The following is an 18,327-nucleotide window of genomic DNA, read 5'->3' as shown; positions in this document are numbered from 1 at the left end:
AAAAGATGAAAATAATCCTTTGCGTAATTTACGGCTTGCCGTGGTAAATTAATATGAAACGAATACAACTGCCCAATACATCCCCCTTTAGGGGCTTGGGGCTTAAACTTTAGACGAATGAAAACCTATAACATAACTGACTTTGGTGCCATTGGAGATGGCAAAACCGATAATGCGAAAGTCATTCAGCAAACGATTGATACCTGTTCTGAAAATGGAGGCGGCATGGTTCTGGTTCCTGCCGGAGTTTTTATGACAGGTCCGTTTAACCTGAAATCGTATGTTGAATTTCATGTTTCGGCCAATGCCGTTGTTTTGGCCAATCCCGACGAAATGGTCTATACACAAAGCGCCTTTAAGGAGAATTACGGAGAAGGAAGCATTTGGATGGGCGGTAAAGATGCCATAAATGTGACCATTAGCGGACAAGGAACCATTGATGGAAATGGCCCTGCCTTTATGGGGCCAGAAGAAAAAGCAGCCTACGTACTGAAGGATTTTGACACCTTTGACAGGCGTCCGCATTTATTTACACCTATCAATTTCAGGAATCTAATCATTAAGGATGTTACGTTTAAGGATTCAGCCTACTGGAACCTGCACCTGGTGGGTTGCGACGAGGTAAGCATTCATGGAATAAAAATTCTAAATAACCTGAAAATCCGTAATTCCGACGGCATTGATCCCGACCACTCGAAGAACGTGCGCATCAGCGATTGTTACATCGAATCGGGCGACGATTGTATTTGTCCCAAGACACGCCGTGAGTACGAAGAATACGGACCAACCGAAAACATCACGGTTACCAACTGCATATTAAAATCAACTTCCTGCTCCATTAAATTGGGCAGCGAAAACATGGATGCCATTCGCAATGTGGTGATATCGAACTGCATCATTCGCTCAAGTAACCGTGCCATTGGTATTCAAAATCGTGATGAAGGTGTTGTTGAGAATATTGTTTTTGACAATATTCTTATTGAAGGCCGACTCTTCGACGATGTCTGGTGGGGCAAGGCGGAGCCCATTTATGTGACTGCCTACAAACGCCAGCCCGGAAATGCACGGGATGCCAACTGGCGCTTTGCCAAAGGACAAACGACCGGGAAAGTCGGTCACGTTCGGAATATCCTTTTTTCCAACATCATGGCGAAAAGTGAAAACGGAGTGTTCATTGGAGGCGAAAAAGGAAAGATTAAAAATATACGGTTCCAGAATATTCAGCTTGAGATAAATAAAACAACACATTATCAGGGTGGCCTTTACGATTTAAGGCCATCAGACACCGTTGGTATTTTAAACGATGGTACTTCAGGATTCTATATGAATAATGCTTCAGATATTCAGCTTAATCATTGTGGTATTAGCTGGGGAAACAACTGTCCCGGTTATTATCAATATGCCATCAATGCAAAAAACATAGAACAACTTCAAATTATTGATTTTACCGGAACTGCGGCAAATTCGGAAATTAACGGACCCTTCAAATTCGAAAATTGCCATTTGTTGTAACAACTAAAAAATCTAACTAAAGGAGAAAATTAACATGTATGGTTTAGCGATTATTGACATTGTAGTTATCCTCATTTATTTCGTCGTAATTATTGGCATTGGTATCTGGTCGAGTAAGCGAATTAACAACCAGGAAGATTACCTTTTGGGCGGACGAAAATTTGGCAAGCTGGTACAAACTTTTGCCAGTTTTGGACAGGCCACTTCGGCCGACGGCCCTGTTGGGGTGGCCACCACCACCTTTAAAAACGGGGCAGCGGGTATCTGGAGTTCATTACTCATGGTTTTTGCCACACCGCTTTTCTGGATCACCTCACCCTGGCAACGCAGGATGCGGGTGCTTACCATGGGCGATTTTTATGAAGAACGCTATGGTTCGAAAAAAATGGCGGCTACCTATGCGCTTGTTGGAGCAATTGGAATGATGGGATTGATATCGGTAGGCTATACGGCCATGAATAAAACCATTATGGCCATTACGCCCAAAACAATTGAGGATTTTACCCCGGCAGAAAAAACAGAATACGATCAGGCGATGGTGCTTTATTCACTTGAATCGAAGAATTTTGAAACGCTTTCTCCAGCAGAAAAAAGCGAATTGAAAGAACTAAGGATTCAAAAACCTCGTTCGGTTTTCTCGTACATCAACGAAAATATGTTGGTATGGATTGTCTGCCTCATCATTATTGTTTATGCCGTTATGGGAGGGCTCGAAGCGGCGTTCTACACCGACATGTTACAAGGCTTTTTCATTATCGTGTTGTCCGTGATCCTGATTCCTTTCTCTTGGTGGAAAATAAAACATCAGTATGGAACGGGTGGAGAATCGGCTATGCAAATACTGCATGAAAAGCTGCCCGGTTCTTTCTTCGAGATTTTTGGTGCACCAACACTTATCGATTTCACCTGGTATTTTATTATTGCAGCCTCTCTGGTTGCAGGAATTACGGTTGTTACGCAACCCAACCAGTTGGTGACCAACGCTGCTGCCAAAGACGAATATTCTGCTCGTTTCGGTTTTGTTACCGGCGGTTTTTTGAAACGTTTTTGCACCATTATGTGGGGCGTAATTGGGCTGGCGGCCATACTGCTTTACGCTGGGAAAGTTCAGAATTCAGACCTTATATGGGGATATGCCACCCGCGATCTTTTGGGCTCATTAAAACTCGGCTTGGTTGGATTAATGGTTGCTTCAATGATGGCTGCCTTGATGTCAACTGCCGATGCGCTTATGCTAACGGTATCGGGCTTAATACTTCATAATGTATACCGACCGTTGGTTTCAGGGAAAAGTGAAATACATTATGTATGGGCCGGCCGGCTCTTTGGGGGGCTGTTTCTTATTGGTGGCGCAATAATTGCCACTAGCTTTGATAGCATTCTGGATATCCTGAAATTCGTTTGGGAATTCTTTGTGATTTTTGCCGCCGCTTTCTGGTTAGGACTGAAATGGCGACGGGCTAACCGTCAGGGAGCCTGGACATCGATACTCGGAACATTGTTCATCTTTTATCTTATCCCGGTACTGATGCCACAACTGTTCCCTGCAATGAAGCAAAATGAAAAACTATTGCTGCAAACCCAACCTGCTCCGGCTGTAAGAACTTATATTGCCCGTGAAGCCGATGTACTGGATAGAACAAACGAGATCGCGCGTTGGGAAAAAGCAGCTGAAGATGGAAAAGTACAGGGAACATGTCCAAAGGCGATTACTATTGGGGAAGAGTTCACCAAAACTTTTGAATTGCCTTCGAAAGCCATCTTCTGGTCGAAGCAACCTGCAAAGAACAAAGAAGGGAAACTTGAAGCGCGTGGTTACTTTTACCCTGAACTGATCATCCTGCACAAGCTGGGAATCAACTTGCAACAAAAGCCATATGCATTGAATGAAACCATTCGGATGATGATCCGTTTAGTCTTCCCCTTCCTGTTACTCATTATTGTTTCCTTGCTGACCAAACCACAAAGCGATGAAATAACGCTCCGCTTCTTCCTGAAAATGAGGACTCGTGTACGAGGAATGGGGCACGAAACCGATGCCGAAGACATACAGGAAGCCTTCAACGCCCCTGAAAGAACCGAGGCCGTTCTGTTGTTCCCTAACACACAGCTTGAAGTTTATAAATGGAACAAACAGGATACAGTTGGATTCTTTATCTCGGTTGGCGTTGTGTTTATCGTACTGGGAACCTTATTTGCGGTAGTAAATATGGGAGGATAAAAAATGAAGGAAGCCATCATTTTGTTGGCTTCCTTTCATCCAATCAATAGATCGTTACAATCTTTATATCTCATTACCGATCTTTCTGGCCCGAACCGGTTTGTCCAGATCAATGCCAAGTGCAATTCCTGTTTCAACAAGCAAGTTCCAGCCGGCAGCCAGTTCAATATAGTTATTAAATACTTTTCCATCGGGTATCCTTATGGTTGGAAAAATGGTTTCGCGGGATGATATAGCAATGACATGCACCCCAACATCTTCCTCAAGTATTGATTTAAACTTGATTTCCTCCTGTTCAAACGGATCGATGACTACCAGTACTTCACCTGCATTCATAACTTCTTCTATTCCGTGCAAGGCATAAGTGCCTTCCAGAAAATCAGATTTCTTGCGGGTTATTTCATTGGTTTTTAAGGCCAGTTCTTCAGCTACACCATTATTGCGTCCGGCAAAATAAATAACCGGGGCTTCAATCATATAGTTAATAATCTCTGAAGGAATTGAATGCTCCAGGCTTAACTGGATTTTTGCGGCAAACTCTTTTAAGGAAGGGAAATCAATACTGAACGCTTTTGCCAGAAGTGTACTGAAAAACAGCCCTTGTTCTACAACACTCTTTGTTGCAGCAACAGCATCTTCTTTTCCACAGGAAAGCACCAGCGAGTCGGTCGCCAATTGGCCAACCGGAGTGTTCGGTGTTGCTGTTATGCCATAAAAAACAGGATGTTGTTTGTCTTTCAGTTTTGTAAACAGTTCGACCAATTCTTTCGTTTTCCCCGAGTTCGATAGTCCAAATACCACGTAATCATCCAACTGATATTCTGCCGACTGGGTAGCACCTTCAATAACCACATTGTAATCGATACCGTTGGCTAACAAGTGATACCTGAAATGTTTTCCGGGGAAAATCCGGCTGCTTCCTTCGCCTGTTATCAGTATATTTTTATTTTGTTTGACTGCAGGAACAAATGGTTCAACTGCCGCCACATTAAATTTTTCTATCACCTCAACGGTTTGCATCATTTCAATACAAAGCGCATATTGTGAATATTTCTTTTCAGCTAAATTCATTTTTAATCATTTATCCAACACCAACGAAGCAGCCCCATAAATAGCCAGATTATCCAGTTCAGAACGTTCAATTCTAAGTCCTTCAAGCGATTTTGGAAAAATGAAACCTTCGTGTAAGGACTGGATCATGCTCTCCCTGAAGTAAGTAAACGAACTTGCAACCGAACCGCCCAGTACGATCATTTCAGGATCGTAAGCATACATAAGCGCCTGCAAAAACCTGCCCAGGTGAAAACCAAACTGGTTAAAAACATCCAGCGCTTCACGATTCCCTTCCGAGGCTAACTTTGCCATTTCCTTCCCCGAAACTTTCATTTCATCTTTAAAGAATTGTCCGCTACAATAATATTCGTAATTATGCTGAAGATAGGAGAGATTACATAATTCCCCTGCTCCGCAATTTTTCCCTTCGTACAAATGGTTATTGAAAATCAATCCGGTTCCCAATCCGGTTCCGAGCGTTACGCCTGCCATTGATTTTGCCCTTTTGCCTTTACCAAAATATTTTTCACCTGCAGCAAAACAGTTGGCATCGTTATTTACAAATGCCGGCACTTTAAAACGCTCTTCCAGAAAGTCTTTAAGGTATACTTCGTTCCACGAAGGAATATTGGTGACACTGTAAACTATGCCACGTTCCACATCAACGACACTTGGAACCCCAATGCCAATTGCTTCAATGGGATAGCTTTTAAACTGATCACACAGACCGGCTATGGCTTCCAGTACTTCTTCTTTGGTTCCGGATGCGGGAGTCGGTCGAGACTTAACCTCCTTCAGTACTTCACCTGAGACTATTCCGGCCCTAATTTGGGTTCCACCAAGATCTATTCCTAAAATCATATGACATCTTATAAACGCGATTAATTTTCAGAATCCAAAGATAAGAAAAACAAATATAGTTTCGTTTCATTTCATATAAAATATTAAATTTGCTATATGAAATTATTCGAAACCATTTATTGATTGTAATCATGACGATTTCAACAACCGACAGGCGGCTACACATTACGAAGCAAATTGAACAGAACGAGCAGGTTGATGTTGCCTTGCTTAGCAAACAATTTGAAGTGAGTGAGGTAACAATCCGTAAGGATCTGAAGTACCTTGAAAAAAACAACATCCTCATCAGAACGCGTGGTGGAGCAATAAAGCAAAGGGTAATCAATACCGATCTTCCGATTCTTGAACGACGTAAAAAGAACGTACATTATAAGAAGAACATTGGGAAACTGGCAGCCGGATTAATCGAGGATGGTGAGACTATTCTGCTGGATTCAGGTACTACAATTATGGAACTTGCAAAGAATATTTCGAAAGGTATCGAAATCACCATTATCACAAATGCAATTGATATTGCTTATCAGCTAACCGAATATACTAACATTAAAGTAATTGTGCCGGGTGGATTTCTTCGACGAAACTCCATTTCTCTTGTGGGAGAACAAGCTGCTGAAACCTTGCGAAATTATCATTTTGACAAATGTTTTCTGAGTGTAGACGGTATTGATGCAGAAAAAGGATTACTGACCAACAACCTGGAAGAAGCTCATTTGTCGAGAATTGCTATTCACAACTCGAAGGAGGTGATTTTATTGGCTGATTCAAGTAAATTCGGAAATAATGCCGTATTATCAATCGCACCTCTCCGAGCCATTCACACCATTATAACTGACGAAAATATCTCTGCTGAACACCAGGGACTATTCCGTAAAGAAAAAATCAAAACACTCATTGCCAAAAGTTAATTTGAAAAGATATGAAACGCAACTATTTTATTGTCGCCCTTATTTTTCTTGTGTTCTTTGCCATATCGTTCCTTACCAATATATTGGGATCGATTAATCCGAATGTAAGTGACAGCTATCAATTGAGTGGAGCCATGACCGGCTTGCTCCCTTTTTCTTTTTTCATTGCCTATGCCATCATGTCGATCCCATCAGGGATGATTGTGCAGTGTTATCGGGAAAAGATGAGTATGATTTCGGCATGGGGTACTGCTACTCTTGGGGCATTATTATTTGCACTGTTCCCGACTTTCCCTGTATTCCTGGCTTCCCTTTTCATGATTGGAGTTGGAATGGCTATGTTGCAGGTGGCCATAAATCCGCTGTTACGCGTTTCAGGAGGTGAAAAGCATTTTGCTTTTCTTTCGGTAATGGCCCAACTGGTTTTTGGCGGTGCCTCGTATTTAAGTCCTATGGTGTATTCTTATTTGGTTACCCATTTGAAAGCAGGAACAAATCCTTCAGGAATTTTCCTCGGAACCCTGTCGAAACTCACACCTGATAAGCTGCCATGGGTTTCGTTATACTGGCTTTTTGCCGCAGTATCCCTATTAATGGTGATCATCCTTTTGGTTTCCCGTTTCCCAAGGGTAGAACTGAAAGAAGACGAAAAAGTTGGTGCCTGGGATATCCATAAGAAATTGTTCAGGAATAAAACTGTGATCCTGTTTTTCCTGGGAATTTTCGCTTATGTGGGCACTGAGCAAGGCATTGCCAACTGGATATCTGAATTTTTAAGAACCTACCATGGTTTAGCTCCTGAAATTGAAGGCGCTGCAACGGTAGGCTGGTTCTGGGGGATGCTGACCATTGGCTGCCTGTTAGGCCTGGTATTGTTAAAACTAATGGACAGCAAACTTGTCTTGCGAATTTTTTCCATAGGCGCTTTAGGGGTTCTTATTGTGACCTTATTCGGAAATGCTCAAACAGCATTGATCGGATTTCCGGCACTTGGATTTTGCCTGTCGGTGATGTGGTCCATTATCTTTTCGTTGGCCCTGAACAGTCTGGACAAATTTCACGGTACTTTTTCCGGAATCTTATGCACTGGTATTGCGGGTGGCGCAATTGTGCCTTTAATTATTGGACAGTTAAAAGATATGATTGGATTGCGCCTCGGGATGTTTGTCCTGCTGATCACCTTGGGATATATTTTTAGTATCAGTATTTGGGCCAATCCGCTTGTGAAAAATGAAACCATTAAAATGAAGAAAGCAAATGCATAAACTCAGCTTATAAAAGGTCATAGAGTTGGTCCATGGAATAAAATACACTCGCACCACGTTCAGCCAATTCTGATGCGTTCCCGTTTCGGCTTAGTGCATATACATCGAACCCGCCTTTTCGGGCTGCATCAACACCGGCAAGACTGTCTTCTATAACGGCGCATTCTGAAGCCTGAAATCCCATCTTTTGGGCAGCATACAAAAAGATATCGGGCTCAGGTTTCCAGCTGCCTATTTCATAGGAACTGAAGATCCTGCCCTCGAAGAAATGAAAAAGACCAGTTGTTTGCAAACTAAGCTGAAGCTTCTCAAACGGGCCGCTGGAAGCCACACAAAATGGGATATCCAACTTTTCCAACAGGGATACAACACCTTCAACCGGCTTGAGATCGGTTATAAACGCTTCATAGGTCCGTTTGCGAAATTCCAATTCAAAACCATCCGGGAGTGGTTGTCCTAATTTCGCTTCAATTACAGAAAGCGTATGGGCTATCGATACTCCGGAGAAATACTTGATGGCATATTCCAAATCGATATTCACCCCAAGTTCAGCGGCCATTTCCACAATGGTCCGATTGGCGATCAACTCACTATCGACCAAAATGCCATCGTTATCAAAAATAATGCATTTGTATTTCATGTCTCTATCCAACAGCTCCTTTGGGAATAATGTTTATTCGGGCAAATTTCATTTTATTCAGTGTTTGCCAAAGCAAGAATTATTTTAAACCAATTTTTTGATTACGGGTCACGTCCATGTCCATGTCTATTCTACCACCTTGACCATGATTTTATTTGTCCGTCACAATAGGCTTGGAGAATGTGTCGCATTAAAGATACGTTTTTCTGAAAGGCCATACTGCAAATAGAATATTTGATATAGGCCATTATACGACCTCATAAATATTCTCTTTGCAAATAATTTTTGCTTTGGCTTTACCAAGCCTGCCGGTAGATTCCAATCGGGCAATAATGGTTTCAAAGTAATCGAATACGTGGATTGATGCTGTTGGGATATCGTATAGGTCAGCTACATCCTGAATGGTATAAAATGGATTCCGGGCTTTCAGGTTAATGATTTCAATTTTGAGTTTTGAGCGTCTCTTCAGCAGTTTGGAGTTAATCAATTCCAGCTTCCGGTTTTCATCATTGGACTTTGATTTGGGCTCGATCTTACCTTCTTTTTCATTCCAGAAATCTTCTACTTCAGACTTTTTGCTGGAGACCAGTTTTCTAAGACTTTTTATGATGTATCCGCAAGAATATTGGATATTCCTCGTTGGAATATTTTCTGGATTTATTGAGTACATACTTAACTTTTGTCATGGGATGGCTTTTAAAAGTGTAACGTTTAGTGTGACGTTTTGATTTCTTAAAGTTCTTTTTAATTCTTAGTAATGTCAATAAAATGAATGAAATTACCAATATATACTATTGATGATGTGCTTATAATAGAATATATTTAGAAAGTTATAGAATAGGGTTTTGGATGAAACACAAGGATCAGCTTGTCTTTGCAGGCAGTTCGCTGAAATAAATCAGCTCAATCATCATTTAGTGCTTAATGCTGAAATAGTTTGTTTGTCATCAATAAGCACCTATATTTACAATTGGTTATGGATGCAGGAAAAATGATTAAATGTTTAACAAATTGATAGATCCATGGATTCAAAACCACGTTTTTCAAAAGGAGAAGAACTGGCCAATGCCATCTCGCACGGTATTGGTTTAGTGTTGGCCATTGCAGCCACAGTAATCATCATCGTTGTTGCCGTTCAAAATAGTGACCCCTGGCAAATTGTGAGCAGTTCGGTATTTGGTGCTACCCTGGTATTGCTTTATTTTTCTTCAACAATGAATCATTCGCTGGCGCACGGTAAGGCAAAGGATTTCTTTCATAATTTCGACCAGATTGCCATTTACCTCTTAATTGCCGGGACTTATACGCCCATTGCATTGACGATTATGCGTCATGACCAGGGCTGGCTGATGTTCGGTATTGAGTGGGGGCTTGCATTGGCAGGCTTGTTGGTAAAGGCCTTCATTCCCAATAAATTCGAAAAGGGAGTGAATGCATTCATCATTATTTCGTATGTTTTGATGGGCTGGCTGCTGTTGTTGTTTATTAATCCGCTTTTTAATAACCTATCGACCTTTGGTTTGGTGATGATTTTTGCAGGTGGACTGTTTTATTCATTGGGTATTTTCTTCTTTAAAATGAAAAAACTGAAGTATGCTCACCTGATTTGGCACCTTATGGTTATTGGCGGAAGTGTTTGTCATTATCTTGTGGTCTTAACTTATATGCTTAATAGTTAGTTGGTCTTTGCTTTGTTTGTGTGTATTTTACTAAAAAGTCAGCTTGTAGATTGCCGTGTTGTTTGCAGTATTTGAAAGTCAAAAATTGTGGCATTATTTAATTTGCAACTCGCAATAATTCGTATATTTAAGCAGACCAAAAAATCGTATTTTAATTATATCAGCTAAAATTTATAATAATTTACTGAAAGATCAAAGGTTTAGTAGTAATTGTTGATTGGATTTCAATGCATAGAAAGTTCATATTCAGACTTATATTTCCAGTACTTCTTTCCAGCTTTTTTTTAATAGTTTGGGTATATGGACGTGTGCTCGTTCGAAACCTGAAAGAAGGTATCCAAAACGAGTTTTCAAGTGTTGGAGAGATCAGGCATGATGCGCTTAAAAGCTGGTATGATGAAGAAAGAAGTGATGCTTTTATCATTGCAAACAACCAGTTGCTTCTCAATCAGTATTTACAATGGCAACTTTCGGGCAATCAGAGCGACTCCCTGCAACTCGACAATATGAGCAGCAATGTCGTTGTTGAACACGGCTACCATCATTTGAGTATTGTAAATGAAGAAGGAACACTGTTGTTTTCAAGCCTCAAGGAGAAGTATGTGCTTGATGGTGAGAGTAAAGAAACTGCGCTGCTTGCATTTCGTACCGATTCGGTACAGCTCAGTAACTTCTATATCAGTCGGTACAATCAGCAGTTGTTAATCGATTTTGCTTCCCCTGTGCAAGTTGATCAGTCAAATAACAGCGTGGTGTTTATTTTTCATATCGATCCCTCGGAATCAATCTTTCCACAATTGCAGGCATGGACCATCAATGAGCACGAGATTGAAACCTGGTTGGCATTTCGTGATAAGGGAATGAATTACTTTGTGAGTTGTAACGGTGCCACCAGCATCACAAATTCCATCGGACTGGAAACCATTGAAGGCGCGCTGTTTTCAGGTTTAATCGGAACTGAGCCGACAGGAAAAATTGTTGAAACCATTCATTCCACCTCTGAAAAAGTACTCACCTACTTTCGCCCTGTAAAAGGAACACCATGGTTTTTGATCGCGCACATCGGGCAAAGCAAAATTTACGACACAATTTATCAGAAAGGGAAAATTTATTTTGTTCTGGTATTTCTAATTCTTCTGCTTTTAGTCCTAGCCACCGCGCTGATGTATAATTTGTTTCGAAAGCGCTTTTTCCGATCAATGCTTGAATCGCAGGAAGAATTCAGAACGACCCTATACAGTATAGGCGATGCTGTAATAACTACCGACCCCTCAGGGAGAGTAAAACACATGAATCCGATAGCAGAACAACTCACAGGTTGGAAGGAAGCCGAAGCAGCCGGAAATTTGGTAGAAGAAGTTTTTCATATTATTAGCGAGGAAAGTCGTAAGCCTGTTGAAAGTCCTGTATTAAAGGTGCTCCACGAAGGGGTAATCGTTGGTTTGGCCAATCATACCCTGCTGATTTCGAAAGATGGAAATGAACTGCCAATTGCCGACAGCGGAGCTCCCATTTTTGATAAAGGCGGCAAAATTATTGGCGTGGTGCTCGTATTTCGCGATCAGCTGGAAGAGCGCAGGCAACAGCAAGTGATTGAAGAAAGCAGGCGGCAGTTGTACACTTTAATGTCGAACCTGCCGGGAATGGCCTATCGTTGCCTAAACGATGAACAATGGACCATGGAGTTTGTCAGCAAAGGATGCGAGAAATTAACAGGATATAAAGCCCATGAAATTATGCATAATGCATCCTTATCGTACGCCGACCTTATTGTTGAAGAGGATCGGGGTAAAGTTTGGAGGCAGACTCAGCAGTCACTGGATAAAAAAGAGGCGTTTGAGTTGGAATACAGGATAAAAACCTGCGATGGCGCCATCAAATGGGTATGGGAACGCGGGCAGGGAGTTTTTGATCAGGATGAAATCTTGCTGGCCATTGAAGGTTTCGTTAGCGACATCACAGAAAAAGTGAAACAGGACGAGCAGCTTCGATACAATAAAAACCTGCTGAATACCATTGTTGAAAGCATCCCTGATGCACTGTACATGAAGGATGTAAATGGACGAAAGATGGTGGCGAACAGCGCAGATGTTAAAAACTGTGGCTACCTGTCGAAGGAGGAAGTGATTGGTAAAACCGATTTCGATTTGTTTCCCCCCGAACTTGCCCATCAGTTTTGGAAATCTGACCACAAGGTAATTCATGACGGCATTCCGGTAATTAACCATGAAGAGTTATTATCGAATCGGAATGGAGAGGAAAAATGGCTCCAGACATCAAAAGTCCCCTTTCGCAATGAGAAAGGAGAAATAGTTGGTCTGGTAGGAATTGGCCATGATATCACCTACCGAAAAAAGATATTGAACGATTTGCTTGCAGCCAAAGCAAAAGCAGAAGAAGGCGACCGGCTTAAAACGGCATTTCTGGCCAATATGAGTCATGAAATTCGTACACCCCTTAATTCTATACTGGGCTTTACCGGATTGATTACAGAAAGAAATAATATTGACGAGGAGGAGCGCCGGGAGTACCTGAAAATTATCAATAACAGTGCCGATGGTTTGATTCAGATTATCAACGATATTATTGATATCTCGAGCCTTGAAACAGGTCAGATGAAGATCCATTTAGCAGATTTTAATCTGAATAAGTTGCTCGATTCCCTTCATTGCGAAATGCAACAGAAAATCGATTCGGGAAAGAATATTGAGTTGGTTTTGTTGAAGCCCGATCATGATCTTTATATTCGATCGGACGAATACCGGCTCAAGCAGGTTTTTAGTAATCTGCTCACCAATGCCATCAAATTTACCGTAAAAGGCAAAATTACCTTTGGGCTGGTTCAACTCGATGAAGAACAAATAGTTTTGAAAGTAGAGGATACCGGCGTAGGCATTGAAGAAGAATTGCATCAGGTCATTTTTGAACGTTTCAGGCAGGGACATGTAGAGGAGGATCGCAATTATGGAGGAAACGGATTGGGGCTGGCCATTGTCAAAAATCTGGTTGAATTGTTGGGAGGAAGCATTTCGTTAAAGTCAGAAACGGGCAAAGGTTCGTGTTTTACCGTGATCATTCCCCTTCGATATAAAATCCCTTCCCTCCTTTGATCAATTTATTGCGCTGCTTTGTTTTTACTGCTTAATTTTATTCCTTTGATCCCAATAATATTTATGTGAGATGCAGGATAAATTCCCTTCAAAACTTCTGGAAAATGCAGTGGATGAATTCGCCAAGCTGCCTGGTATAGGACGTAAAACAGCACTTCGCCTGGTACTGTTCATGTTGCGTCGGGAACAAAGTGAAGTCGAAGAATTTGGAACAGCCATCATCCGGCTGCGTAAAGAAGTTAAACATTGCAGGGTATGCCATAATATTTCCGACACCGAAGTGTGTAATATTTGCAGCAGCACTTCGCGCAACAATGCTGTCATTTGTGTTGTAGAGTCGATCAGGGATGTTTTGTCGATCGAAAATACCCAGCAGTACAACGGATTGTACCATGTGCTTGGCGGCGTCATTTCACCAATGGACGGCATCGGCCCCAACGATTTGGAAATCGCTTCCCTCATCAGTCGGATTGAAGAAGGTACCGTAGTGGAGGTGATTCTGGCACTGAGTACCACCATGGAAGGTGATACCACCAATTTCTATATTTACCGAAAAATAAAGGAAATGGAAGTACGACTGACTACGATTGCCAGAGGAGTTTCGGTGGGGGGAGAACTTGAATATACCGATGAGTTGACCCTTGGCCGCTCAATTGTGAATCGTATCAGCTATAGTGATACATTGAAACATTAATTTTAATAAATAAGATAGTTAAGGCAAAATTTACTTCGCCGGAATTCGTTAGTTGAAAACGGGATGGCGGCCTTATACAGCATGTTGTCGCTTGTTTGTTTATTTAGCCGTTTTGGTGTACAATGAATTGTTAATTATAAGTACCTGATTATGAAGATTGCTGTTGATTTTGATGGAACCATTGTAGAACATCAGTATCCCGAAATTGGGAAGCCCGTTCCTTTTGCACTCGATACGCTGAAGATGCTTCAGGAAAAAGGTCACCAGTTGATTCTCTGGACTTATCGTTCGGGCACTTACCTTGACGAGGCAGTGGAGTATTGCCGGAAAAACGGACTTGAGTTTTATGCTGTAAACAGCAATTATCCCGAGGAGGTATTCGACGGAAAGAAAAGCCGGAAAATTGACTGCGACCTTTATATCGACGATCGAAATGTTGGTGGATTGCCTTCGTGGGGTGAAATTTATCAGATGTTATATCCCAATGAGGGCCGCAAGCCTTCGGCCGCAAAAAGACAAAAGAAACGTCCGTTCTGGAAATTGTAACAGACGGTATTCAACATACAAGCTGAATGAAACTTACGGTAGTCATAGTAAATTATAATGTAAAGCATTTTCTTGAACAGTGTTTGCATTCGGTTGAAAAAGCGACCGAAAACATAACTGCCGAAGTGTACGTGGTCGATAATAATTCGGTCGACGGGTCGCATGGCATGCTGCTGCGCAAATTCCCCGATGTTAAATTAATTCTGAACAAACGCAACCTTGGTTTCGCTAAAGCCAATAATCAGGCCATTCGCAAAGCGCAGGGCGAGTATGTGTTGTTGCTTAATCCCGATACGGTTGTAGAAGAAGATACTTTTGAAAAGGTGATCGCTTTCATGGATGAACATCCTGATGCAGGTGGGCTTGGTGTAAAAATGATTGATGGGAAGGGACATTTCCTGCCCGAATCGAAACGAGGATTACCAACACCCTGGGTTGCCTTCTACAAAATGTTCGGGCTTTCTGCTTTGTTTAAAAAGTCAAGGATATTTGGCAAGTATCATCTTTCGTATCTCGACAATGATCAGATTCACGAAATAGATGTGCTTGCCGGTGCTTTTATGTTAATGCGAAAGGAGGCACTTGATAAAGTTGGACTGCTCGATGAAGATTATTTCATGTACGGCGAAGACATCGATCTTTCGTACCGGATCACCCAGGGAGCATATAAAAATTACTATTACCCCGAAACAACCATTATACATTACAAGGGAGAGAGTACCAAAAAGGGCAGCCTGAATTATGTGCGCATGTTTTACAATGCCATGATCATTTTTGCACGCAAGCATTTCTCGAAGCAGTATGCCGGCTTTTTTTCTGTATTAATTCATCTGGCCATTTATTTCAGGGCAGGCATCGCCGCTGGTCATCGATTGGTGAAGCGCATGTGGCTTCCGCTGCTCGATTTCCTCGTAATTTTTCTGGGTTTCCTGTTTCTTCTGCCTTATTGGGAAGCCGTCAGGTATCATCCGGGCTACTATCCCGATAAATTGATTCAATTTATTATTCCCGCTTACATTCTTACCTGGCTGGTTGCACTTTACTATTCGGGAGCTTATGAAAAACCGGTTAAACTTTTGAATATTCTGAGAGGATTTCTTTGGGGTACTATCTTTATTCTGGTTGTTTATTCACTCTTACCAAACAGTGTACGTTTTTCGAGGGCCATTATATTACTGGGTTCAGGAATGTCACTAATCGTGGTTTTTCTTGTACGTATTTTACTTCACTTTATCGAAGGGAAGCAATTTCGCCTGGGAACCCGAAATCCCAAAAAAGTGGTCATTGTCGGTTTAAAGAATGAAAGCAAAAGGGTGAAGGATCTTTTAGCCAAAACAGGCATTGTGACCAATCTGATCGGTTACATAAGTCCTAAAGTAAAAACCCGTTCGGGACGTTATCTGGGATCGATTGATCAGATCGATGAAATTGTCAGAGTTCATGGGGTTGAGGAGTTGATTTTTTGTTCAGAGGATGTAAGTTCGCGGCTTGTAATACAAACCATGCTACAACTTTCGGCTTACAATATTGAATACAAAATTGCACCCCCGTCGAGTGTTTCAATTATAGGAAGCAACTCGATTGATACGGCCGGCGATTTGTACATTCTCAATGTAAATGCCATTACCCGCGAACAAAACAAACGAAACAAGCGGCTTTTTGATGTACTGTTCGCCATGATGTTCTTAATTTTTCTGCCTTTCGTTATCTTATTTGTTGAACAAAAGCGAGGGTTTATTAAGAATATTTTCAGGGTGCTGTTCAAAAAACACAGTTGGGTGGGCTATCATAAGGTAAATACTGAAATGTATCTTGGATTGCCCATGATTTCTAAAGGGATTTTGCGAACCACCTTTGCATTCGATTCCGATCAGTACGATCTGGATGCAGTCGATCGGGCCAATATGCTTTACGCACGCGACTACAGCATCTTGAAGGATGTTGAGATCATCTTTCGCTCGTTTAAAAAACTGGGACAACAAACATGAAGTTATCTAACGAAATAGTTGCTTTCAGAGCGCTGGAACCCGCCGATGTGGAATTGCTCTACCGTTGGGAAAACGATGTGGATGTTTGGCGGGTGAGTAATTTGCATCAGCCCCTATCGCGCTTCGATCTGGCTGCCTACATAAAATCAGCACCACAGGATATCTGGGAAAGGAAAGAGCTTCGTCTTGTTATCGAATTACTCAACGGCAGTGCCGTGGGTACCATCGAACTCTTTGATTTCGATCCGTATCACAGCAGGGCAGGAGTTGGCATCATGATTTATGAGCAGGAGCAGCGGCGAAAAGGAGTGGCTACTGCTGCGCTCGATTTGCTTATTGCTTATGCTGAGAATGAGCTTGGAGTTACCCAGCTATATGCCAGTATTGCAGCGAATAATCAGGCCAGTCAGGCCTTGTTCGAAAAACTGGGTTTTGAACGTACAGGCATCAGAAAAAAATGGCTGCGTACTCCTACAGGATGGAATGATGAATATTTTTATCAGCGGGTGCGTTAAAAATCTTCCCTGAATTCAGGTATTTCTCTTAGAAAATCATAGCGGGTGTTCTCAAAATCGGCAACGCAGCAAAAATGTTGCAGCCCATTGGTAAGCATCAGGTAGGGAACTTTTAGTTGGAGATTGTACACTGCTATCTGGTCGAAGGTGCTTTGACTGATTTTAACGTCAGGCGCTTTGCATTCGACCAGTAAAACAGGCTGGCCCTTTTTCGAGTAGGCAACCAGGTCGTAACGTAACAACTGATTATTGATTTTTATTCCTTTCTCAACAGCCAGCAGGCTGATGGGATAGCGTTTTTGGCTGCGGAGGTAATGTAAACAGTTTTGCCTGACCCACTCTTCGGGAGTGAGTACTACATAGCGACGACGCGCTTCGTCAAATATCATCAGTTTGTCTCCGGCTTCTTTTAGCCTGAAATTAGATTCAGGGAAATTTAAGCGGGGTAGCTTTGCCTTCATATTTTGTACACTCGATTTGTGTAAAACTAATCATTTTAGGTAAACCTTCTTCTTTCATAATTTGTATTTTTGTTGTTTATTGGTGAATACTAAACTGAAGCACATGAAGTCGAAAGAAGAAATTGTAAATAACTGGCTACCCCGCTATACTGGTTTGCAACTGGAGGAATTTGGTAAATATATTCTTCTGACCAATTTTCAGTATTATGTTGATTTATTTGCCGAAAAGTTTGGTGTTGAAGTGGTGGGTGAAGAACGTAACATGCCCAATGCTACGGCCGAAGAAATAACCATTATCAATTTTGGCATGGGAAGTCCCAATGCAGGAATTATCATGGATCTGCTCAGTGCAATTCAACCCGAAGCCGTACTTTTTCTTGGCAAATGTGGTGGATTAAAGACAAAAAACAAGCTGGGTGACCTGATCCTGCCCATTGCAGCCATTCGGCGCGAAGGAACGTCAAACGATTATCTTCCGCCTGAAATTCCGGCGCTTCCGGCATTTAACCTTCAACGGGCAGTTTCAACCTCGATCAGGGATCAGGGGCGCGACTATTATACCGGAGTAGTATTTACCACCAACCGGCGGGTTTGGGAACACGATCTAGAGTTCAAGGAATACCTGAAGCAAACGCGTGCCATGGCCATCGATATGGAGACCGCTACCATTTTTGTGGCAGGTTTTGCCAATAAAATTCCTACCGGTGCACTCTTGCTGGTTTCCGATCAACCCATGATCTCTTCGGGGGTAAAAACCGAGGAGAGCGACCAGCTGGTTACCCGGGAGTTTGTTGCCGATCACATCAACGTGGGGATCAAGGCAATGAAGATCATCAGAGACAACGGACGCTCGGTGAAACATCTTAAATTTTAATTG

At 42.0% G+C, this 18,327-nt stretch carries 16 protein-coding genes; 11 read left to right on the top strand and 5 right to left on the bottom strand.

The features are described from left to right. Positions 1-117 precede the first annotated feature (117 nt). Together FHS86_RS12250 and FHS86_RS12245 are read left to right on the top strand one after the other, a co-directional pair. Positions 118-1,512: a glycoside hydrolase family 28 protein gene (locus tag FHS86_RS12250; protein ID WP_429413888.1), complete on the top strand. Its 1,395-nt coding sequence runs from the start codon at positions 118-120 to the stop codon at positions 1,510-1,512. Positions 1,513-1,546: 34 nt separating this feature from the next. Beyond that, a complete protein-coding gene (locus FHS86_RS12245; RefSeq protein WP_429413885.1) occupies positions 1,547-3,733 on the top strand; it encodes a sodium:solute symporter family protein in 2,187 nt (728 codons plus the stop codon). 63 nt (positions 3,734-3,796) lie between these two features. Here the strand turns inward: FHS86_RS12245 and FHS86_RS12240 are convergent, their stop codons facing one another. After that, positions 3,797-4,804 carry an SIS domain-containing protein gene (locus FHS86_RS12240; protein ID WP_429413882.1) on the bottom strand — a complete coding sequence of 336 codons (1,008 nt, stop codon included), beginning with the start codon at positions 4,802-4,804 and terminating at the stop codon, positions 3,797-3,799. 6 nt (positions 4,805-4,810) lie between these two features. Next, positions 4,811-5,647 (bottom strand): ROK family protein, encoded by an 837-nt coding sequence (locus FHS86_RS12235; protein ID WP_429413880.1) that lies wholly within the window; start codon positions 5,645-5,647, stop codon positions 4,811-4,813. Positions 5,648-5,778: 131 nt separating this feature from the next. Between FHS86_RS12235 and FHS86_RS12230 the strand changes: the two genes are divergently transcribed. Beyond that, positions 5,779-6,552, top strand: coding sequence for a DeoR/GlpR family DNA-binding transcription regulator (locus FHS86_RS12230; protein ID WP_429413877.1), 774 nt, complete (start codon positions 5,779-5,781; stop codon positions 6,550-6,552). Positions 6,553-6,563: 11 nt separating this feature from the next. Continuing rightward, on the top strand, positions 6,564-7,817 hold the full coding sequence (locus tag FHS86_RS12225; protein ID WP_429413874.1) for an MFS transporter: 1,254 nt from the start codon (positions 6,564-6,566) through the stop codon (positions 7,815-7,817). A gap of 7 nt (positions 7,818-7,824) precedes the next feature. Here FHS86_RS12225 and FHS86_RS12220 read toward each other — a convergent pair whose 3' ends face one another. Next, complete coding sequence (locus FHS86_RS12220; RefSeq protein ID WP_429413871.1) at positions 7,825-8,457, bottom strand: HAD family hydrolase; 633 nt, start codon at positions 8,455-8,457, stop codon at positions 7,825-7,827. A gap of 247 nt (positions 8,458-8,704) precedes the next feature. Next, complete coding sequence (locus FHS86_RS12215) at positions 8,705-9,127, bottom strand: hypothetical protein (protein ID WP_429413868.1); 423 nt, start codon at positions 9,125-9,127, stop codon at positions 8,705-8,707. Positions 9,128-9,479: 352 nt separating this feature from the next. On the opposite strand from FHS86_RS12215, the gene trhA reads away from it, so the two are divergent. From trhA to FHS86_RS12185, 6 genes are all read left to right on the top strand, one after another. Continuing rightward, on the top strand, positions 9,480-10,136 hold the full coding sequence (trhA, locus tag FHS86_RS12210) for a PAQR family membrane homeostasis protein TrhA (RefSeq protein WP_429413865.1): 657 nt from the start codon (positions 9,480-9,482) through the stop codon (positions 10,134-10,136). A 227-nt stretch (positions 10,137-10,363) separates the two neighbouring features. Then, on the top strand, positions 10,364-13,246 hold the full coding sequence (locus tag FHS86_RS12205) for a PAS domain-containing sensor histidine kinase (protein WP_429413862.1): 2,883 nt from the start codon (positions 10,364-10,366) through the stop codon (positions 13,244-13,246). A 70-nt stretch (positions 13,247-13,316) separates the two neighbouring features. Continuing rightward, positions 13,317-13,940 (top strand): recombination mediator RecR, encoded by a 624-nt coding sequence (recR, locus tag FHS86_RS12200; RefSeq protein ID WP_429413859.1) that lies wholly within the window; start codon positions 13,317-13,319, stop codon positions 13,938-13,940. 150 nt (positions 13,941-14,090) lie between these two features. Beyond that, positions 14,091-14,486 carry a BT0820 family HAD-type phosphatase gene (locus FHS86_RS12195; protein ID WP_429413856.1) on the top strand — a complete coding sequence of 132 codons (396 nt, stop codon included), beginning with the start codon at positions 14,091-14,093 and terminating at the stop codon, positions 14,484-14,486. A gap of 26 nt (positions 14,487-14,512) precedes the next feature. After that, positions 14,513-16,474, top strand: coding sequence for a glycosyltransferase (locus tag FHS86_RS12190; RefSeq protein ID WP_429413853.1), 1,962 nt, complete (start codon positions 14,513-14,515; stop codon positions 16,472-16,474). Next, positions 16,471-16,989 carry a GNAT family N-acetyltransferase gene (locus tag FHS86_RS12185; RefSeq protein WP_429413851.1) on the top strand — a complete coding sequence of 173 codons (519 nt, stop codon included), beginning with the start codon at positions 16,471-16,473 and terminating at the stop codon, positions 16,987-16,989. Before FHS86_RS12190 ends, FHS86_RS12185 begins: the two co-directional genes overlap by 4 nt. Here FHS86_RS12185 and FHS86_RS12180 read toward each other — a convergent pair. Further along, on the bottom strand, positions 16,986-17,450 hold the full coding sequence (locus tag FHS86_RS12180) for a type I restriction enzyme HsdR N-terminal domain-containing protein (RefSeq protein ID WP_429413848.1): 465 nt from the start codon (positions 17,448-17,450) through the stop codon (positions 16,986-16,988). The two genes, FHS86_RS12185 and FHS86_RS12180, sit on opposite strands and share 4 nt — an antisense overlap. 103 nt (positions 17,451-17,553) lie before the next feature. On the opposite strand from FHS86_RS12180, the gene FHS86_RS12175 reads away from it, so the two are divergent. After that, positions 17,554-18,324, top strand: a complete 771-nt coding sequence (locus tag FHS86_RS12175) for an AMP nucleosidase (RefSeq protein WP_429413845.1) — start codon at positions 17,554-17,556, stop codon at positions 18,322-18,324. Positions 18,325-18,327 lie beyond the last annotated feature (3 nt).

Origin of the sequence: Roseimarinus sediminis, assembly GCF_050433125.1 — a bacterium.
Lineage (GTDB): Bacteria > Bacteroidota > Bacteroidia > Bacteroidales > Prolixibacteraceae > Roseimarinus > Roseimarinus sediminis.
Note: the sequence above shows the minus strand (reverse complement) of the source record. Positions and strands in the feature narration are given on the sequence as shown.